At 68.9% G+C, this 19116-nt stretch carries 20 protein-coding genes and 4 pseudogenes; 17 read left to right on the top strand and 7 right to left on the bottom strand.

What is annotated here, in order from left to right:
• The first annotated feature begins 203 nt into the window (after positions 1–203).
• On the top strand, positions 204–1907 hold the full coding sequence (locus PXH83_RS30365) for a lysyl oxidase family protein (RefSeq protein WP_274564689.1): 1704 nt from the start codon (positions 204–206) through the stop codon (positions 1905–1907).
• Between the two features lie 67 nt (positions 1908–1974).
• Here the strand turns inward: PXH83_RS30365 and PXH83_RS30360 are convergent, their stop codons facing one another.
• The gene (locus tag PXH83_RS30360) at positions 1975–2646 is read right to left on the bottom strand and encodes a DUF4360 domain-containing protein (protein WP_274564688.1); all 672 of its coding nucleotides are present in this window, start codon (positions 2644–2646) and stop codon (positions 1975–1977) included.
• A 178-nt stretch (positions 2647–2824) separates the two neighbouring features.
• Positions 2825–5287, bottom strand: a complete 2463-nt coding sequence (locus tag PXH83_RS30355) for a SpoIIE family protein phosphatase (RefSeq protein ID WP_274564686.1) — start codon at positions 5285–5287, stop codon at positions 2825–2827.
• Between the two features lie 216 nt (positions 5288–5503).
• Between PXH83_RS30355 and PXH83_RS30350 the strand changes: the two genes are divergently transcribed.
• The 5 genes from PXH83_RS30350 to PXH83_RS30330 all read left to right on the top strand — a co-directional run bounded on the left by PXH83_RS30350 (position 5504) and on the right by PXH83_RS30330 (position 9956).
• Positions 5504–5920 carry a J domain-containing protein gene (locus PXH83_RS30350; protein ID WP_274564683.1) on the top strand — a complete coding sequence of 139 codons (417 nt, stop codon included), beginning with the start codon at positions 5504–5506 and terminating at the stop codon, positions 5918–5920.
• Positions 5921–5930: 10 nt separating this feature from the next.
• Positions 5931–7811 carry a molecular chaperone DnaK gene (gene dnaK, locus PXH83_RS30345; RefSeq protein ID WP_274564680.1) on the top strand — a complete coding sequence of 627 codons (1881 nt, stop codon included), beginning with the start codon at positions 5931–5933 and terminating at the stop codon, positions 7809–7811.
• Positions 7808–8440 (top strand): nucleotide exchange factor GrpE, encoded by a 633-nt coding sequence (gene grpE / locus PXH83_RS30340; RefSeq protein ID WP_274564679.1) that lies wholly within the window; start codon positions 7808–7810, stop codon positions 8438–8440. Before dnaK ends, grpE begins: the two co-directional genes overlap by 4 nt.
• A gap of 82 nt (positions 8441–8522) precedes the next feature.
• Positions 8523–8855: a MerR family transcriptional regulator gene (locus PXH83_RS30335; RefSeq protein WP_274564678.1), complete on the top strand. Its 333-nt coding sequence runs from the start codon at positions 8523–8525 to the stop codon at positions 8853–8855.
• An 81-nt stretch (positions 8856–8936) separates the two neighbouring features.
• Positions 8937–9956: a zinc-dependent alcohol dehydrogenase family protein gene (locus PXH83_RS30330; RefSeq protein ID WP_274564676.1), complete on the top strand. Its 1020-nt coding sequence runs from the start codon at positions 8937–8939 to the stop codon at positions 9954–9956.
• A gap of 39 nt (positions 9957–9995) precedes the next feature.
• Here PXH83_RS30330 and PXH83_RS30325 read toward each other — a convergent pair whose 3' ends face one another.
• Positions 9996–10199: a cold-shock protein gene (locus tag PXH83_RS30325; protein ID WP_214921741.1), complete on the bottom strand. Its 204-nt coding sequence runs from the start codon at positions 10197–10199 to the stop codon at positions 9996–9998.
• Between the two features lie 236 nt (positions 10200–10435).
• On the opposite strand from PXH83_RS30325, the gene PXH83_RS30320 reads away from it, so the two are divergent.
• The gene (locus PXH83_RS30320; protein WP_274564675.1) at positions 10436–10888 is read left to right on the top strand and encodes a YbhB/YbcL family Raf kinase inhibitor-like protein; all 453 of its coding nucleotides are present in this window, start codon (positions 10436–10438) and stop codon (positions 10886–10888) included.
• Here PXH83_RS30320 and PXH83_RS30315 read toward each other — a convergent pair.
• Entirely contained in the window at positions 10879–11361 is a 483-nt protein-coding gene (locus PXH83_RS30315; RefSeq protein ID WP_274564674.1) for a GNAT family N-acetyltransferase, read from the bottom strand. The genes PXH83_RS30320 and PXH83_RS30315 overlap by 10 nt on opposite strands.
• 126 nt (positions 11362–11487) lie before the next feature.
• On the bottom strand, positions 11488–11628 hold the full coding sequence (locus PXH83_RS30310; RefSeq protein ID WP_274564673.1) for a hypothetical protein: 141 nt from the start codon (positions 11626–11628) through the stop codon (positions 11488–11490).
• Positions 11629–12053: 425 nt separating this feature from the next.
• Between PXH83_RS30310 and PXH83_RS30305 the strand changes: the two genes are divergently transcribed.
• From PXH83_RS30305 to PXH83_RS30260, 10 genes and pseudogenes are all read left to right on the top strand, one after another.
• Positions 12054–12470 carry an effector-associated constant component EACC1 gene (locus tag PXH83_RS30305; RefSeq protein WP_274564671.1) on the top strand — a complete coding sequence of 139 codons (417 nt, stop codon included), beginning with the start codon at positions 12054–12056 and terminating at the stop codon, positions 12468–12470.
• Between the two features lie 2 nt (positions 12471–12472).
• Positions 12473–13138: pseudogene (locus PXH83_RS30300) on the top strand (caspase family protein); the annotation flags it as partial.
• A gap of 279 nt (positions 13139–13417) precedes the next feature.
• Positions 13418–13621 (top strand): annotated as a pseudogene (locus PXH83_RS30295) (hypothetical protein); the annotation flags it as partial.
• A gap of 39 nt (positions 13622–13660) precedes the next feature.
• Positions 13661–13852, top strand: a pseudogene (locus tag PXH83_RS30290) (hypothetical protein); the annotation flags it as partial.
• Between the two features lie 72 nt (positions 13853–13924).
• Positions 13925–14137, top strand: a pseudogene (locus PXH83_RS30285) (hypothetical protein); the annotation flags it as partial.
• Between the two features lie 123 nt (positions 14138–14260).
• A complete protein-coding gene (locus PXH83_RS30280; protein ID WP_274564669.1) occupies positions 14261–14617 on the top strand; it encodes a YciI family protein in 357 nt (118 codons plus the stop codon).
• 48 nt (positions 14618–14665) lie between these two features.
• The gene (locus tag PXH83_RS30275; protein ID WP_274564667.1) at positions 14666–15907 is read left to right on the top strand and encodes an RNA polymerase sigma factor; all 1242 of its coding nucleotides are present in this window, start codon (positions 14666–14668) and stop codon (positions 15905–15907) included.
• A gap of 79 nt (positions 15908–15986) precedes the next feature.
• Positions 15987–16415, top strand: coding sequence for a hypothetical protein (locus PXH83_RS30270; RefSeq protein ID WP_274564665.1), 429 nt, complete (start codon positions 15987–15989; stop codon positions 16413–16415).
• The gene (locus tag PXH83_RS30265) at positions 16409–16645 is read left to right on the top strand and encodes a helix-turn-helix transcriptional regulator (RefSeq protein WP_214921761.1); all 237 of its coding nucleotides are present in this window, start codon (positions 16409–16411) and stop codon (positions 16643–16645) included. The genes PXH83_RS30270 and PXH83_RS30265 overlap by 7 nt, the downstream gene beginning before the upstream one ends.
• Positions 16642–17616, top strand: a complete 975-nt coding sequence (locus PXH83_RS30260; RefSeq protein ID WP_274564664.1) for an NAD(P)-dependent alcohol dehydrogenase — start codon at positions 16642–16644, stop codon at positions 17614–17616. Before PXH83_RS30265 ends, PXH83_RS30260 begins: the two co-directional genes overlap by 4 nt.
• Before the next feature lie 136 nt (positions 17617–17752).
• Here the strand turns inward: PXH83_RS30260 and PXH83_RS30255 are convergent, their stop codons facing one another.
• Together PXH83_RS30255 and PXH83_RS30250 are read right to left on the bottom strand one after the other, a co-directional pair.
• Complete coding sequence (locus PXH83_RS30255) at positions 17753–18022, bottom strand: hypothetical protein (RefSeq protein ID WP_274564663.1); 270 nt, start codon at positions 18020–18022, stop codon at positions 17753–17755.
• A gap of 155 nt (positions 18023–18177) precedes the next feature.
• Entirely contained in the window at positions 18178–19074 is an 897-nt protein-coding gene (locus PXH83_RS30250; protein WP_274564661.1) for a LysR family transcriptional regulator, read from the bottom strand.
• Between the last annotated feature and the right edge of the window lie 42 nt (positions 19075–19116).

Genomic DNA, 19116 nt, shown 5'->3' with positions numbered 1-19116 from the left:
CGCATTACCGCAACCGAGGAGCCCGCGGGACGGAAACGGCACTACGTCGGCTTGAACCGGAATCCATTAGCTGTTTTCGGCCAACCATGCGTGACTCACGAGCCCGCAGACAACCCATGGTGCCGTCCGTCATCTCTGAGAGGCAGGGGAACAGTTTCGCAGCAGATCAGCCTGCACTCGGAAAACGCGGAAAACGAGGAACGATGACCAGATCCCACCCAGTCCGTCCATGGCGTCCGGCGCTCGCTGCCGCTGTGGCGGTCGCCGTGACCGCCGGCGTCGTCGCCGCCGCGCCCGACGCCGACAAGGCACGGGCGCAGGACAGGCCCACGCCGAAGCTGAGCCTGATCGCCGCCTCGACATCGGTGACCCTCGACTCGTGGAAGGAGTTCCCGGGCGTCTACCTGGACCTCGGTACGTACGTCACTGCCGACAGCGGACCCCTCGAACTCAAGGTGACCCGTAAGTCCTACAAGGACCCGGTCGTCGCCAAGCAGATCATTCGTGAGGGGACGACGGTCCGGACCAAAACCCTTCCCGAGGGCCTAGTGAAGGACTTCTCGGGGCTGCCGGACTTCGCCCAGGTCAAGGTCACCGACGCGGCCGGCAGGACTGTGGTGAACAAGTCCGAGGCCTTCTGTCCGAACAACGCCTCCGGCCGGATACGCCCCGATGCCCCGGCCAAGTCGAAGTACCCCGAGAGCTGCCCCGAGAACCCGTTCACGCTCGGTTCGGTGTGGGGCGTCGAGAACGGCTGGGCGTCCAACACGTACGCGGGCTACAACTCCGAGCCGATCGCCCTGCCGGCCGGGAAGTACACCGCCAAGGTGTCCGTGAAGAAGCGCTACCGCGATCTGTTCGGCATGGAGAACAAGCCTCAGACGATCAAGGTGACCGTGCGCGAGCGCAGCCAGGAGGGCGGCGCGGGCAGGTCGGCCGCCATGAAGCACGGATCGCACTCGGCCGGGCACTCCGGTCACGGTGCGATGCGCGCACCCGCGCCCGCACCTGCGACGAGCGGGGCCGGTCCGTCGTACAACGTGGGCCACGGGCCCCACACCCCCGCACCGCCGGCTCTGCCGTGGGCGCTCAAGAAGGCGGGCCTCAGGGCGGCGAAGGTCGGTGACGGGGCCGGGCAGACGGACGGTTCGCGGCAGGCGCCGGCGGTGAAGCCCAACGCGAAGCGGCCGACCGGCTCGCCGACGGTGCCCGATGTGCCCAAGCCCGACCTCCGTTCGCTGCCCGCGTACGGCATCACCATCGGTCGCGGAGACAACGACACTCCGGGCAAGGACTACCTGGCCTTCAGCGCCAATGTGTGGAACGCGGGTCCCGCGCAGCTGGTGGTTGACGGCTTCCGCGCTCCGGGCAAGAAGCTGATGGACGCCTACCAGTACTTCTACGACGCCAATGGCAAGCAGGTCGGCTACACACCGACCGGCACCATGGAGTGGGACCCCCGCCCGGGCCACGAGCACTGGCACTTCACCGACTTCGCCAGCTACCGGCTGCTCAAGGCCGACCAGAAAGAGTCCGTGCGCAGTGGCAAGGAGGCTTTCTGCCTGGCCAACACCGATGCCGTGGACTACACGGTGAAGAACGCCAACTGGCACCCGGGCAACACCGACCTGTCCACCGCGTGCGGCCAGGAGAGCTCGATTTCCGTACGTGAGGTGCTCGACGTCGGCTCCGGCGACACGTACACCCAGGACCTTCCCGGCCAGTCGTTCGACATCACCAATGTGCCGAACGGCACCTACTACATCCAGGTGCTGGCCAACCCCGAGAAGCGGCTCAAGGAGACCAACCTCAAGAACAACAGCGCGCTGCGCAAGGTCGTCCTGGGCGGCCGACCGGGCGCTCGTACGGTGACCGTGCCTGCTCATGATCTGGTGAACGCCAACTGACGTCCGCTCTTCCCAGCGGCCTTTGATGTCGGCTCCCGAGCAGTGGTCTCGGGAGCCGACGCACGTGCTAGGCCCGGCACTCCTTCCAGGCGAGCCGGTAGATGGTCTTGATGTCGCCGTCCGTCGAGTCCATGGCGATGAAGCTGTTTGTCTTGGCCGGGTCGGAGGTGCCGGCATTGACCCGCAGCTCGGTGTTGATATTGAAGTTGCGCTTCACGCCGCACGGCGCCCAGACGAGCTGGCCCCAGTCGGTCTCGTCCGTCGCATGCCAGTTGTTGTCGTACGGGCCGCGGAACGGATGCGTCGCGGCTGCCGTGTCGGGCGAGCCCTGGAAGTAGTACGACGCCTTCTGAACGGCAGTGGCACCCGGCTCCAGGTGCGCGTAGCCGCGGTAGTCGGCGCTGGCGACGGCGTAGGTGAAGCCGTGCGGGACATGCACGATCAGGTTGAGCTGGCAGTTCTTGCGGAAGTCGGTGGGCTTCGCGCCGAGGCCGACCTGGGCGAGGTACTCGCTGTACGTAACGGTGAAGGCCGTGTTGTCGGGGGCGACGGCTATGGCGGCGGTGCCTGCGGGGCAGCCCGATCCGTTGACGGTCGCGATCTCGATGACGATCTTGTCGGGCGGCGCGACGATGGAGCCCTCCGCCGCGGTGGACGTGGCCGGTGCGAGGAGGGTCGCCGCGAGGACGGCCGCGGTCGCGCCGCAGGCGAATAACGCGTGGGACAGGGTTCTGGGCATGGGGCTCCGATCGGTTGTCGGTCGAAGTGGGCGGCCAACCCGGATGAAGTCATGGACATGTCAATCTTTCAACCGGCTGACCCGCCCGAACGCTTCGGATGGTAGGGGCCAATGCCGCAGCCGGACAGGCCGGTTATCGGCCGCAAAGCGGAGAGGACCGGCCTGGGGCCCACGCCGGTCATTCCTCCGAGGGAAAGGCCTGTTCGGTCCAGATCGTCTTTCCCGACGGTGTGTAGCGCGTTCCCCACCTCTGAACGAGTTGAGCGACGATGAACAGTCCGCGCCCGCCCTCGTCGTCCTCCCCGCTGTGACGCAGATGAGGCGACGTGTGGCCCGTGTCCGCAACCTCGCACAGGAGCGTGCGGTCACGGATGAGGCGCAGGTGAAGCGGCCCGCCGGCATGCCTGACCGCATTCGTGACCAGCTCGCTGACGACGAGTTCGGTCGCGAAGGTCAGCTCCTCCAGCCCCCAGGCGTGAAGCTGTCCGGTGGCCAGCTCGCGGGCGTGACCCACCGCGACCGGTTCGGCGGGCAGTTCCCAGTCGGTGACCTGCGAAGTGTCGAGTTCCCGGGTGCGTACGAGCAGCAGGGCCGTGTCGTCGGCCGTCGTGCCCTCCGGCAGGAGTTCCGACACGGCCCGGTCGCACAGTTCTTCCAGCGACGCGTGCCGGTCACTGAGTACTCGTCCCAGGGTGTCGAGTCCGTGATCGATGTCGCGGTCGCGGGCTTCGACCAGGCCGTCGGTGAAGAGAGCCAGCAGGCTGCCCTCCGGCAGCTCGATCTCCATCGACTCGAACGGCAGGCCGCCGAGGCCCAGGGGCGGGCCGGCCGGGAGGTCCGGGAACGACAGTCTGCCGTCGGGGTCGACTACCGCCGGTGGCAGGTGTCCTGCCCGCGCCATGACGCATCGTCGCGAAACCGGGTCGTAGACGGCGTAGAGACAGGTCGCCCCTGTCGTCACATCCTCATAGAGGCCGTCGGGCTGACCGAGCGCATGTGACTGCTCCTCCTCCGTCTGCCCGACCAGGTCGTCGAGCCGTGTCAGCAGCTCGTCGGGAGGCATGTCCATCTGGGCGAACGCACGTACCGTGGTGCGCAGTCGTCCCATGGTCGCGGCCGCCTGCAGGCCGTGGCCGACCACGTCTCCGACGACGAGTCCGACCCGCGTTCCGGACAGCGGGATGACGTCGAACCAGTCTCCGCCGACCCCTGTTACGTCGTCCGTCGGGAGGTAGCGGTAGGCCAGGTCCACGGCCGATTGCTCCGGCACGTGCTGCGGCAGCAGCTGGCGCTGCAGGGCGAGGGCCGCGGCGCGCTCACGGGTGAAGCGGCGGGCGTTGTCGATGCCGACCGCTGTACGGGCCACCAGCTCGACGGCCAGAGCGACTTCACCGCTGTCGAACGTACCCGCCCGCGTATCGCGGATGAAGGTGACGAGTCCCAGTACGCTGCCCCCGGCCCGCAGCGGCACGACCAGAGTCGTGTCGTCGAGCACGAGCCCGCCCGAGGCGAGGCTGCGTTCCTGGGGCGAACCCGGCGGGAAATCGACGCGGGGAGGCTGAGGGCTGTGCGACTCCTCCCGCTCCCCCGACTCCCCCGGCCCTGTCAGGTCACCCTCCTCGGGCGCCTCGGCCGACCGGCGGGCGACCCGTACGAGGGCCATCGCCGCCGAGCCGCCGGTGACCGGCGCCTCTCCTTCGAGCACCGCCTTCGCGAGGTCGACGGTTACGGTGCATGCGAAGTCCGGGACCGCCACCTCGGTGATCTTCTCGGCGGTGACCGTCACGTCCAGGGCGGTGCCGATTCCGCGGCCTGCCTCGACGAGCAGGGCCAGCCGTTGCTGGGCCCGGTATCGGTCGGAGACGTCAAAAGCGTCCTCGCACACGCCGAGCACGTTCCCGTAGGCGTCCTGGAGGCGGTAGTACGAACAGGACCAGAGGTGGAGCGTTCCCGGATCGCTGGGAGGCTCGCCCTCGAAATGCAGGTCGAGAATCGGCTCACCGCTGTCCAATACATGGCGCATGACCGAGTCGAGCGTGTGGGGGTATCCCTGATACCCCTGGGTCACGAACCTGCCCGTGGCGTACAGCTCATCGGCCCGCATGCCGCGGAACTCGGCGAACGGCCGCCCTATCTCCCGTTCGTAGGCCGCGTTGCACCAGGTCAGACGCAGGTCGGTGTCGTAAATGCCCAGGCCGACGGGTGACTGGGTGGCCAGCCCGTGGAGCATGGCGAGCCGGGATTCCCACACCCGCAGGTCGTCGAGCTCCGTCGCCACGAAGACGCGCTCCGCCGCACCGGTGCCGGGCAGGGTGCACACCGCCGTCGCGACGAGTAGTTCGCGCCCGTCCCGGTGCCGGGCGGTACGGATCTCGTTTCCACTCTCGATTCCACCGAACGGGCGGAACAGGGCGGGGACCGGCTGCTCGTCCGGAGGGCCGACAGGGCCCGGCCCGGGCGGCAGGAAGGAGCTCAGGGGCTTGCCGACGATCTCGTCCTGCGGGTAGCCGAAGAGCCGCTCGGCGGCGGGACTCCAGCCGATGACCGTGTCCTGGGCGTCGAGGACCGCCGTGGCCGCCCTGGTGACGTCGAGGGGGCCACGGAAGTCGGCAATCTGCTGCGCCGCGTTCCATGCGCTCATGGCGCCACACCGGCCCGGTTCATTACGTACAGAATCGGGCCTGCCCAGGACGGGCACAACCGGTGTGCGCCCATGCGACGGCTGCCGCGCCACGACGCCGCGGCCCATATGCCCCGAACTGGAACATCTTGACAATTGCGTCGGTACGTTCTATTCAGTTCTTTGAAGAGGTTTCCTCCGTATCCGCAGGTCAGAGCGGCTGGGAGGTGAGCGCAAATGGCAGGGCGGGAGGCATCGGGCCGACGGCCCGACCATTACGCGGTGCTCGGCGTGGAGCCGAGCTCTTCGGCCGGACAGATCACCTCGGCCTACCGCAGGCTCGTGCGTGCGCTGCACCCCGACGCCAATCCCGACGGCCCGGCGGCGGACCGCAGGTTCGCCGACGTCGTGGCCGCCTACGGGACGCTGCACGATCCCGCCCTGCGCGCGGCGTACGACGCCCAGATCGGGGTGAGTGGCCCGAAGCGTGCTCCGAGTCATGGTGGCCGGGTCGGCGTCGACCCACTGCTGTGGGCGGGCCCCACCCGGGTGGATCCGCCTTCCGACGGGCCGAGCACGGGCGGACCGAGCACGCCGTGGCCACATCTGCCCGACCTGCTGTGGAAGTGGAGCTCAGGGTGGAGCGCATGGTGAGGAGAAGGCAATGGCACGTGCAGTGGGTATCGACCTTGGTACGACGAACTCGGTGGTCTGTGTGCTGGAGGGCGGTGAGCCCACGGTCATCACCAACACCGAGGGCGCCCGGACGACCCCCTCGGTGGTCGGTTTCGCGAGGAGCGGTGACGTGCTGGTGGGCGAGATCGCCAAGCGGCAGGCCGTAACCAACATTGAGCGCACCGCACGTTCGGTCAAGCGCCACGTGGGCGAGGCGCAGTGGCGTTTCCCGGACAGCGGGGACATCGACGGCAAGCGCTACACCGCTCAGGAGATTTCCGCGCGCGTGCTGCAGAAGCTCAAGCGCGACGCCGAGGCGTACCTGGGTGAGGACGTGACGGACGCGGTCATCACCGTTCCGGCCTACTTCAACGACTCCCAGCGCACCGCGACCAAGGAAGCCGGGGAGATCGCGGGCCTGAAGGTGCTGCGGATCATCAACGAGCCGACGGCCGCGGCGCTCGCCTACGGCCTGGACAAGGAGAACGACCAGACCATCCTCGTGTTCGACCTCGGTGGCGGCACGTTCGACGTATCGCTGCTGGAGATCGGCGAGGGCGTGGTCGAGGTGAAGGCCACCAACGGCGATACGCACCTGGGCGGTGACGACTGGGACCAGCGGGTCGTGGATCACCTGGCCAAGCAGTTCAAGAACGCGTACGGCATCGACCTGTCCAAGGACAAGATGGCCACGCAGCGGCTGCGCGAGGCCGCCGAGCGGGCCAAGATCGAGCTGTCGGCCGCGACCGAGACCAACATCAACCTGCCCTATCTGAGTGCGTCGGCCGAGGGCCCGCTGCACCTGGACGAGAAGCTCACGCGCTCGCAGTTCCAGCAGCTGACCGCCGACCTGCTGGAGCGGTGCAAGGCCCCGTTCCACAATGCGGTGAAGGACGCGAAGATCAAGCTCGCTGACATCAACCATGTGATCCTGGTCGGCGGCTCGACCCGGATGCCCGCTGTGACCGAGCTGGTCAAGGAGCTGACCGGCAAGGACCCGCACAAGGGTGTGAACCCGGACGAGGTCGTCGCCATCGGCGCATCACTGCAGGCCGGTGTTCTGAAGGGTGAGGTCAAGGACGTTCTGCTCCTCGACGTGACGCCGCTGTCGCTCGGTATCGAGACCAAGGGCGGCATCATGACGAAGCTGATCGAGCGCAATACGACGATCCCGACCAGGCGCTCCGAGGTCTTCACGACGGCCGAGGACAACCAGCCGTCCGTGCAGATCCAGGTCTTCCAGGGCGAGCGCGAGATCGCGTCGTACAACAAGAAGCTCGGCATGTTCGAGCTGACCGGTCTGCCGCCGGCCCCGCGTGGAGTCCCGCAGATCGAGGTCACGTTCGACATCGACGCCAACGGCATCATGCACGTGGCCGCCAAGGACCTCGGCACCGGCAAGGAGCAGCGGATGACCGTCACCGGCGGCTCCGCGCTGCCGAAGGACGACATCGACCGGATGGTCCGCGAAGCCGAGCAGCACGCGGAGGAGGACCACAGGCGCCGTGAGGCCGCCGAGACCCGCAACCAGGCCGAGCAGCTCGTCTACCAGACGGAGAAGTTCCTCAAGGACAACGAGGGCAAGGTGCCCGGCGAGGTCAAGACGGAGGTGGAGGCCGCTGTCGCCGAGCTGAAGGAGAAGCTCAAGGGCGAGGACTCCCCGGCCATCCGCGAGGCGACCGAGAAGGTGGCCGTGGTCAGCCAGAAGCTCGGCCAGGCCATGTACGCCGATGCGCAGGCGCAGAGCTCCTCTGCGGGCGCCGGCGGGTCGGGCGAGAGCACTTCGGGTGCGCAGGCCGGCGACGAGGAGGACGTCGTCGACGCGGAGATCGTCGATGAGGAGGACAGGCAGCGAGGAGGCGAGGGATGAACCGTCCGACCGATGTCAGCGGCCACCCCGATGCGCCGCTCGAGATCGTCCGTGAAGGGCGGCGCGGCGGTCCCCCGGCCGCCCTGTCGACCCATGCCACCGGCCCCGGTGAGCGGACCCGCCGGGCGGCCGACGCGCCGTCCGGACGTGGCGGGAGCGACGCCCCCCGGCCGTCCCGGGAGGAGGTGCTCCGTGCGGAACTGCGTGAACGCACGGCCGACCTGCAACGGCTGAAGGCCGAGTACGACAACTACCGCAAGCGCGTACGCCGCGACCGCCTGGCGGTCCGCGAGATCGCCGTGGCCAACGTGCTCGGGCGGCTCCTTCCCGTACTCGACGCCGTCACCGAGGCCACCCAGCAGGGCGAGGTGACCGGCGGCTTCGAGCGCGTCGCCGAGGCGCTGCGGTCGGAACTGGCGGCCATGGGCCTGCAGCGCTTCGGCGCGGTGGGCGACCCCTTCGACCCGTTCGTGCACGAGGCCATCTCGTACAGCCATACCGACGAGGTCGAACGCCCCACCTGTACCGCGATCCTGCGCCCGGGCTACCGGGTCGGCGACCACCTCCTGCGCGCCGCCGAGGTGGCGGTCGCCGAACCGCCCACCGGTCCGCACAGGCAGGAGGTGTGAGCCATGGCCCGACGGCCGGCCGAGCGCGACGCCGGCCCCGACGGGCGGCGCCGGCCGCCCCTGGCAGGAGGCGCGCGTCAACGTGCTGCCCATCGATGACGCCGATGCCGCGCTCTACACCATCGGACAGGTCGCAAAGATGCTGGACGCCCGGGTCACCTTCCTGCGGCGCCTGGACGAGCAGGGCGTCGTCGTTCCGGCGCGGTCGGCCGGAGGTCAGCGCCGGTACTCGCGACGCGAGATCAGCCTGGTGGCCGAGGCGATGAAGCTGATCGACGAAGGGCTCACTCTCGCCGGGGTCCGCCGGGTGCTGGCCCTGAAGGCGCACATCCGCGGCCTGGAGGCCGAACTGGCCGCGCGGGACGCGGTCGTCGAGCGGGGGCGGCTGCCTGCCGACCAGCAGCGTCCCGGCTGAAACGCCAGGGGCTGAAGCACCAAGGGCACCAAGGGCTGAGGCACGGGTCTGAGACGAGGGGTCTGAGACAGGAGACCGACGATGGCGCCACCAAGCCGTGGGGCGACGTCCGCCTGGGTCGTGGAGCGCCCGGGTCCGATCTCGTCCGCCCCGCTGCGCCTGGTGGAGCGCCGGATTGCCCAGCCCGGACCGTACGAACTGCTGGTGCGCGTGCGCACCTGTGGGGTGTGCCGGACCGACCTGCACCTGGCCGAAGGCGACCTGGCCCCTCGCAAGCCACAGTGCACGCCGGGCCACGAGGTGGTCGGCGAGGTTGTCGATGCCGGACACGCCGTCCAGGACTTCCGCCCCGGTGACCGGGTGGGGGCCGCCTGGCTGGCGGGAACCTGCGGTGAGTGCCGCTACTGCCGTACGGGGCGCGAAAACCTGTGCCCGAGCTCGCGCTACACCGGCTGGGACATCGACGGCGGATTCGCCGAACACCTCGTCGTGGACGCCCGGTTCGCCTACCGCCTTCCGGAAGGGTGGAACGACGAGGAAGCCGCACCCCTGTTGTGCGCGGGAATCATCGGCTACCGGGCTCTCCAGCGGGCCGACCTGCCGCCGGGCGGCCGGCTGGGCATCTACGGATTCGGCGCCTCCGCACACCTGACCGCCCAGCTCGCCATCGCCCGGGGTGCCGACGTCCACGTCGTCACGCGGTCACCTACGGCGCAGCGGCTGGCCCTGGAACTGGGGGCGGCATCAGCCGGAGCCGGCGCACCACCGGAGCCGCTGGACGCCGCGATCCTGTTCGCACCGGCCGGGCACCTGGTGCCGGTGGCGCTGTCGGCGCTGGACCGGGGCGGCACGCTCGCGATCGCCGGGATCCACCTGAGCGCCATCCCCCCGCTCGAATACGCCCGCCACTTGTTCCAGGAACGGACTGTGCGAAGCGTCACCGCCAACACCCGCGAGGACGGCCGCGCGTACCTCGCCGAGGCAGCGCGGCTGCGACCCACCGTCCGGGTGACGAGCTATCCGATGCGGCGGGCCGACCGGGCCCTGGACGATCTGGGGGCCGGTCGGCTCACCGGGGTGGCCGTGCTCGTCGTGCAGTGACCGACGGCCTTACTGCGGTGATCCGGCGCGCAGGCCGGTTCAGGCGGGCGTGACGTTTTCCGCCTGCGGGCCCTTCGGTCCCTGGGTGACGTCGAACTGGACCTTCTGGCCCTCGTTGAGCTCGCGGTACCCGCTGCTGGCAATGGCCGAGTAATGGACGAACACGTCGGGGCCGCCGCCGTCCTGCTCGATGAAGCCGAAGCCCTTTTCCGCGTTGAACCACTTCACAGTGCCGGTGGCCATGTCGATCTCCCTCATGAAAAACGGGTAGCGAGCCCCACGTCGTGCGGGTCGACGGTGATTGTCCCTGCCCGACGGGGCAGGGACGGGCAGAAACGCCATGCAGGCGAGAGGACTTCAACCGAGTGTTGTGATCGGGACAGTCCGCACCGAGCGTTCGTCGACAAGCTCTGCGCCACTCGGTGCATTTTGCCGACCGGCTCCGCAGACCTGCGCCAGGGCGGGGTACCACTGCTTGCATGGCTGGAATCGAACTCAAGAGTTCCGCATTCAACGACGGGGCGCTCATCCCGCGCCGCTATTCCAAGGACGGAGAAGACGTCTCCCCCGATCTGTCCTGGTCCGGTGTGCCCGATGGCACTTCGGAGCTGCTGTTGCTGTGTGAGGACCCCGACGCGCCCAGCGGGACCTTCATGCACTGGCTGGTCACAGGCATCGACCCCGCGAGCGACGGTGTGGAGGCCGGGCAGACGCCACGCGGCGGAAAGGAACGGCTCAACGGCTTCGGCGACCGCGGGTGGGGCGGACCGCGTCCTCCCGCCGGCGACAAGGCGCACCGGTACTTCTTCCGCATCTACGCACTCCCGGAGCCGACCGCTCTGGGCGACAACGCGAGCGCCGATGACGTGCACGCCGCAGTGGACGACCGGCAATTGGCCAGCGGCACATTCTTCGGCCTCTATCAGCGCTGAACCTCCCCCAATTCCAATTCCCCGACCTTCTGGTCCCCGCTCATTTCCCCCGTCGGCCGGATCCCGAGCCCCAGGTAGAAGCCCTCGGGGCCGTCGTCGCCCGGGAGCCAGGTGGTGGTGAGACGGGTGCCGCCGCGGCGGCGGATTTCATCGGCCACCGATTGGACGGCGAAGCGGCCGTAGCCGCGGCCCTGTTCGCCTGCGGCGATGTTGAGGCGCCACAGGCCCGAGCGGATATCGGTGCCCTTGCCGTCGCCGGCGAAGTCTCTGTCGATGAAGGCCATGAGGAAGCCGACGGGCCGGTCGCCGTCGAGGATGAGGCGAGGCCAGGCTGTGTCCGGGTTCACGTACGCCTCGGCCAGGGACCTGATGACGGGTGCGACCAGGTGCTCCTGGTCGGGGCGTACCTTCAGGCCGATCGCGGCGTCGAAGTTGTCGTCAGTGATCTCCGCCAGGCGGAGTGTCGTCGTCATGCCGAAACTGTAATCAGTTGGATCAAGTGATTTTTCAGGCTTGCCTCGTACGGCAGCGGGGAAGAAGGAGATCGGCATCCCGCGGGGCGAGATGCCGTTAGATCTCCAAGGCTCCGGCAGGTGCGATCAGGTCTCGTCGTCCTCCGTACGCTCGCCTTCTGCCTGGGACGGAGTGAGTCTGGGAGTACTGGGGTGCTGCTCCTCGGCCGGATTGTCGTCCTCGCCCTCAGCCTGCGACGGGGTGGGGTACTCGTCGTACTCACTCATGACAAACACTCACTTTCGGTACGGATCGGCGTACGAAAAGTAGCGCAGTCGCCGGAGGTGGCGGCGCCGATCGCCCGGGCGACGTGCTGCGGATGGCTCAACGCCCGTGACGGTGGCAGCAACTGCCTCAGCTACGCGTGTGCGGGGCGTCTTCGGCCTCGCCCGCCTTCCGGTCCTCGGCGCTGCGCAGTACGCAGAACTCGCTGCCCTCGGGGTTGAGCCCTTCTGTTTCTTCGTAGTTGGGCAGTTCGGCTGTCTTCTCGCAGCAATGCGTTCTGGTGGCTCACTGCAGCGACCGCGGTGTCCTGGCCCGTCGTACCAGCCGCAAGACCGATGCCACGGGGCCCCCGGAAACGCCGGTACTCGCGCAGGCCGACCTCTACGATGAGCACTTCTGAGCACTGTCGGGGGAAGGAACCAGGGGCGTGGAGTTCAATCTCACGTTCAGCAACGGCACGGCCGGCAACGGCACGGAGGACGCACACAGCGCTGACCTCGCCGAGTCCGCGACGTCGTTGTACCGCTGGCTGACAGCGGAACCCGAGCTGCGCGGCTGCGCAGAGGTGACCACCAAGTCCGGGCAGCCGGGTCAGGGTCACATGGGCGGAGCCCTGGACATCGTCAACGTCGTGCTCGCCAACGGCATCGCGCTGGGCAGCCTGATCACCGCCGTGGTCACGTGGCGGGGCTCCCGTCCGCGCCCGCCGCAGGTACGGCTCGAACGCAACGGCGTAGTGGTCACCCTGGAAGGCGCCTCGCCCGAAACGGTCGAACAGATCCTCAAGCTCTGGAACGAGAACACCGGGCCCTCGCCCGCCTCGACGGACGGAGACGGCGAGTAACCGTGGCCTTATTGTCGGACCCGGCTCACTCGGAAGCCGTACTGGTGGGCGTCCATGACTACGCCGAACTGGAGAACCTGCCGGCGGTCGCCCGCAACCTGGAAGGGCTGCGGAATGCCCTGACCGACCCCGCGGTGTGGGGGCTGCCCGCCGGGGCATGCACGGTGATCTCGCAGCCCGCCAGTGCGGGGCACGTGCTGGACACCGTGCGCGAGAGGGCCCGCCGGGCCCAGGACACCTTGCTCGTCTACTACGCGGGGCACGGCCTGACAGACCTTCACACCGACGAGCTGTATCTGGCCCTGCCCGACTCGGACCGCGACCGCGAGTACACCTCGCTGCGGTACGAGTATCTGCGCCGGGCAGTGCTGGACCCGCAGGCGCGTGCCCGTCGTACGGTGGTGATCCTCGACTGCTGCTACAGCGGACGCGCGCTGCTCGGCAGGATGAGCGCGAGCGCGCACATCGCGGACCAGGCCGTCGTTGAGGGTACGTGCCTGCTCACGGCGTCCGCCGAGACCCGTCCGGCGCTGGCCCCTCCCGGGGAGACGTACACCGCCTTCACCGGTGAACTGATCACCACCCTGAACGAGGGCATCCCGGGCAGGCCCGACCCGCTCGACATGGACACCCTCTACCGGCACCTTCATCGGAGGCTCACCAGCAAGTCCCGGCCGTTGCCGCAGCAGCGCAACCGGAACACGGGCGGCCTCATCGCCATCGCGCGTAACCGTGCTGCAGAGCCCGGGGCTGCCGCACCGCCCTTCGCGCCCGACCGGTCAAGCCTCATCTTCCGGCACAGGGAGGCCGAGATGCGGCTCGTACAGATGGAGAAGCGCGCGGAGCAGTTGCGTCTGGAGAACGAGGAGCTGCGCCGGGAGGCGGAACGCCGCGCCCGGCAGACGGTGGAGACGGCGCAGCGCCTCGCGAACGCCGTGACGGCCCGTCCCGAACCGGACTTCAAGCTGTTCTGGTTCGCCGTACCGGTGCCGCGTCCGCTCATGGGCGAGGACGGCTCGCTGACACCAGTGGCAGAACTGACGCCGGGCACCTGGTACCTCGCCGTCGAACAACGCGGAAACGCCATCCTCGCCCAGACCCAGGACGGCCTCAGAGGATTCCTGCTCGACACCGACGGGATCCAGCGCGGCGACAGCGGCGTGGACACGGCAGCAGCCGCAAAGTCCGGTTTCCAGCCGTTCTGGTTCGCCGTACCGGTGCCGCGTCCGCTGAAGAACCCGGACGGCTCACTGCCACCAGGGACAGAACTGACACCGGGCACCTGGTACCTCGCCGTCGAACAACGCGGAAACGCCATCCTCGCCCAGACCCAGGACGGCCTCAGAGGACTGCTGCTCGACACCGACGGAATCCAGCGCGGCGACAGCGGCGTGGCGGAAAGCCGTGCCCAGCAGACCGTGCGCAAGGCGAAGCGCCTGGCCGGTGCGGTGGCCGCCTCTCCGGAGCCGGACTTCACACTGTTCTGGTTCGCCGTACCGGAGCCCCAGCAGCTCCTGAGCGAGGACGGCTCACTGACACCAGTGGCAGAACTGACACCGGGCACCTGGTACCTCGCCGTCGAACAACGCGGAAACGCCATCCTCGCCCAGACCCAGGACGGCCTCAGAGGACTGCTGCTCGACACCGACGGAATCCAGCGGGGCTGATCGCGTGGCGGCCCCGGAAAATCTCGGAAGAATTCCGGGGAAGCTGTCGATCCGGCCGTCTCCCGTTCGACGCAAGGGTGAGAGGCAGGGAAAGCCCCCGCCCTCCCGACCGAGGAGGTCACCATGCCGCGCTTCCTGACATTGATCCGCATCGACGAGCAGAACGTCCCCGCCGAAGGACCCAGCCCCGAGCTCATGGAGCGTATGGGCGCACTGCTCGAGGAGATCACCAAGGCCGGGGTCATGCTGGACACGGCGGGCCTCGCCCCGACCTCCGAGGGCACCCGGGTCACCTGGTCCGGCGGCAAGCTCAGCTACACCGACGGGCCCTTCACCGAGAGCAAGGAAGTCATCGGGGGCTACTCCATCGTGCAGGCCAAGGACAAAGCCGAGGCCCTGGAGTGGACCAAGCGGTTCCTGCAGACCCACGAGGACTACTGGACCATCACGGCCGAGGTCCGCGAGATCGCCGAGGCCTGATCCGCCCCCGCTTGCCCCGCCCCGCCACCCCTGCTCTGATGGGTGGCCGTGACGGCAGCAAGCGCGACCGAGACGGTCGAAACGGTGTTCAGGATCGAGTCCGCGCGGATCATCGCAGGTGTCACCCGCATCGTGCGGGACGTGGGCATCGCCGAGGAGCTCGCGCAGGACGCTCTGGTCGCCGCACTGGAGCAGTGGCCGGAGTCAGGTGTCCCGGACAAGCCGGGCGCCTGGCTCATGGCCACCGCCAAGCACCGCGCGATCGATCTCGTACGCCGCAAGGAGACGTACGCGCGCAAGCTGGCGGAGGTCGGGCGGACCCTGGAGGACGTGCCTCCGCCCGAGCCGGCGGACGCCACGGACCCCGACGGCATCGACGACGACCTACTGCGGCTGATCTTCACCGCCTGCCATCCCGTGCTGTCGACACAGGCCAGGATCGCGCTCGCGCTGAAGCTCCTGGGCGGACTGACGACGGAGGAGATCGCCCGCGCGTTCCTGACGTCCGAGGCGACAGTCGCGCAGCGCATCGTGCGCGCGAAGCGCACGCTCGCCAAGGCCGGCGTCCCGTTCGAGGTCCCGTACGGCGCCGACCGGGCCGCCCGCCTCTCGTCGGTCCTCGAAGTCATCTACCTCGTCTTCAACGAGGGGTACTCCGCGACGGTCGGCGACGACCTGGTGCGCCCGGCCCTGTGCGAGGACGCGCTCCGCCTGGTCCGCATTCTGGCGGGCCTGATGCCCAGGGAGCCCGAAGTCCACGGCCTGGCCGCGCTCCTGGAGTTCCAGGCCTCCCGCATCGCGGCCCGCACGGGACCGGACGGCGAGCCGGTGCTGCTCGCCGACCAGAACCGGTCCAGATGGAACCGCATGCTCATCCGCCGTGGCATCGAGGCCCTGGAGCGCGCGGGCCACGGCCCGTACTCCGTCCAGGCCGCGATCGCCGCGTGCCACGCGCAGGCGGTCCGGTACGAGGACACGGACTGGGCGACGATCGCCGCGCTGTACGGCCGGCTGATGACGCTGACTCCGTCCCCGGTGGTCGAGTTGAACCGGGCGGTCGCCGTCTCCATGTCGGAGGGCCCCGCGGCCGGCCTGAAGCTGGTGGACGCTCTGGCGGACGAACCAGCCCTGAGGGCCTACCACTTGCTGCCGAGCGTCCGGGGGGATCTGCTGGAGCGCCTCGGGCGGGGCGAGGAAGCGCGCAGGGAATTCGAGAGGGCGGCGTCGCTGACCCGCAACGCACGTGAGCGAAAACTGCTCCTGGAGAGGGCCTCGCGCTCCGCGAAGTAAAGAACACTTGACATCGTGTTGAGACTGCTTGACACTCCAGTGTGTCAGGTTTTCTTTACATGGGGAGCGAGTGAGCCGAGTGGCCTTCGAAGAGAAACGCGCCTGGAGCATGCTCCTGGTCACGGTCGCGTCGTACGCGATCTACCTGGCGGTCGTCCTCGGGCGGCCCGGAGACGCACCCCTCGCCGACACGCCTTATGTGTCCGCGCTGCTGTGGACGGTCGGCGCGGCGATCGCCGCGTCCATCGTGCTCCACATCGCGCTGGCGACGTTCTCGCCCGAGGACGCGAACACCAAGGACCAGCGCGACCGGGAGATCCACCGCTTCGGCGAGCACATCGGACAGTCGTTCGTCGTGATCGGCGGCGTGGCCGGGCTCGCCCTGGCCATGGCCGGCCTCGACCAGTTCTGGATCGCCAACGCGATCTACCTGGCGTTCGTCCTGTCGTCGCTCCTCGGATCCGTGACGAAGATCGTCTCGTACCGGCTGGGCTTCCACCCGTGGTGAAGCCGACCAGGGTCACCAATGCGATCCGAGCCCTGCGCTTCACCCACGGCGAGATGACGCAGGCCGAGCTCGCCGGCCGCATCGGCGTCTCCCGCCAGACCGTCATCGCCATCGAACAGGGCCGCTACTCACCCTCTCTGGAGATGGCCTTCCAGATCGCCCGTGTATTCGGTGTACCGCTCGACGCAGTGTTCCAGTACCCCCACAACAACGCGGGAGAGACCCAATGAAGGCCATCACTCATGGCGCCTACGGACCGTCGTCGGTGCTGCGCCTGGAAGAGATCGCTCAGCCGGTGCCCGGCAGCGGCGAGGTGCTCATACGGGTCCACGCGGCCGCCGTAGACCCCGGCGTCTGGCACCTCATGGCGGGCATGCCGTACCTGATCCGCGCCATGGGCTTCGGCCTGCGGGCGCCCAAGGACCGCGTCCGCGGCCAGGACCTCGCGGGACGCGTGGAGGCCGTCGGCCCGGACGTCACCCGCTTCCGGCCGGGCGACGAGGTGTACGGCACCTGCGACGGGGCGTTCGCCGAGTACGCCTGCGCCAAGGAGGGAAACATCGCGCGGAAGCCGGTGAACCTCACCTTCGAACAGGCGGCCGCCGTTCCGGTTTCCGCCTGCACCGCTCTTCAGGCCGTGCGCAACGCCGGACGGCTGAAGGCCGGTCAGACCGTCCTCGTGATTGGCGCGGGCGGCGGGACAGGCCACTTCGCGGTACAACTGGCCAAGGCCTTCGGAGCCCACGTCACCGGCGTCTGCAGCGCCGCCAAGGCGGACCTGGTCCGCTCCGTCGGCGCCGACGAGGTCATCGACTACACACGCGAAGACCCCACCGACGGCGCCCGCCGCTACGACCTCGTCCTCGACACCGCCGGCAACCGCCCCCTCTCCGGACTCCGCCGCGCCCTCAACCCCCGCGGCACCCTCGTCATCATCGGCGGCGAGGGCGGCGGCAACTGGATCGGCGGCAACGACCGGCAGCTGCGGGCGCTGCTGATGTCGCCGTTCATCGGCCAGCGGCTCCGCGGACTGGCCGCCATGGATCTGCCCCACACCGACCTTGAGCACCTCACAGAGCTCATCGAGGCCGGCTCGGTGACACCGGTCATCGACCGGACCTACCCGCTGGCGGATGTCCCCGAGGCCGTCGATTACCTGATGGAGGGTCACGTACGCGGCAAGATCGTCGTCAGCGTGTAGTGCGGACACACTCTCGGATGCTCGCCCCCCACCTGGGCCCGGCCTTGGATGACGACCAGCGTGGGGTGGTCCGTACGTCAGCGCAGGAGATCCCGTACGTGTTCTCCGGTGATCACGGCGGCCCCGTTCCCCGAGGTCACCTGTGGCGCTTTCGCTTGGCGGGGGTGTGAGTGACATCGCCCTTGGCGGAGCGTTGCGCACCACGCTTTTCGTCGTGCGACTCCACGCCGGCGAGGCTTTCGCCGCCGGCCGTTCCGCCTTCTGTCTGGTACCCCTCGCGGGCGCTCGCCGTGCCGGGTACGACCCGGTCCTGCGCCTGACGCTCGGCGCCGGAGTGGGCGCCGGGGCCCTTTTCACTGCGTGGCCTGGGCTCGTTCCCGCGCTTACGGGATTCCTTCTCGCTCATTGCGCACACCTCGCTCTTGGTGGGCGAAGGGCCCCTTTTGGGCTGGTGGGTCCTTCGCCGGTTAGGGATACCCATGTGGCGGGCGCGACAACGCAGCCGTGACCCCTTGACCACAGATCGCTCGTCCGTGCCCGGAACCTACTCGCGGTATGCCCTTACGAAACGACAGCCCTGGCTTCGTCCAGCAGCCGGAGAAGCCCACGGGCCGCCGGGCTTGTGGACTCCTCCTGCGGCAGGGCCGTCACGCTGTTGTACGTCAGCTGCCCCGCACCGGCCAGCGGTACGGCGCGCAGCCCCTTCGCCTCCGGTTTCCTCGCGAAGTGCTGGGGAACGAGCGCGACACCCAGCGACTCATGGACGAGCTCCAGCAGGCTGTGGACGTCGTTGACTTCCAGGGACACCTGGCGGCCGATTCCGGCGGCGGCGAACGCCGCGTCGCCGACCCTGCGCGGCCCCCAGTCTGAGTGGAAGTCGATGAACGGCTCGTCACGCAGCTCGTGCCAGGACACTTCCGCCGCTCCACCGAGCGCATGATCGCTGTGGCAGAGCAGCATCATGGGCTCGTCCGTGAGCGGCAGCATCCGTACGGTCCGGGGTGTGTCCCCGCAGTCGATGGCGAAAGCCAGGTCGAGCCGGCCGCCGCCGACCTCCTCGATGAGCTGCGCGGAGCCGGCCTGACGCAGCCGGATCTCCACCTGCGGATGCCGCTGGTGGAAGCGCGCCAGCAGCCCGGGGACATGCACACCCGCGATGCACTGCTCGGTGCCCACGGTGAGCGTTCCGCGCAGGAGTCCCTGGACCGCGGCCACGGCGTCCTTGGCGGCGCGGGCGGCGGCGAGGGTGCGCCGCGCCTCGGCCAGCAACGCGCGCCCCGCTTCGGTCAGTCCGACCGAGCGGGTCGTACGGGCGAACAGCGCGGTGCCGAGTTCACGCTCCAGTTCCCGAACGGAGGCCGAGAGCCCTGACTGAGACACCATGAGCCTCTGTGCGGCCCTGGTGAAGTGGCATTCCTCGGCCACGGTGACGAAGTACTCAAGGTGTCGCAGCTCCATGATTCAGAAGGGTAGCTTCTGGAACCCTTCACATTCTTCTGT

Origin of the sequence: Streptomyces spiramyceticus, assembly GCF_028807635.1 — a bacterium.
GTDB lineage: Bacteria > Actinomycetota > Actinomycetes > Streptomycetales > Streptomycetaceae > Streptomyces > Streptomyces spiramyceticus.
Note: the sequence above shows the minus strand (reverse complement) of the source record. Positions and strands in the feature narration are given on the sequence as shown.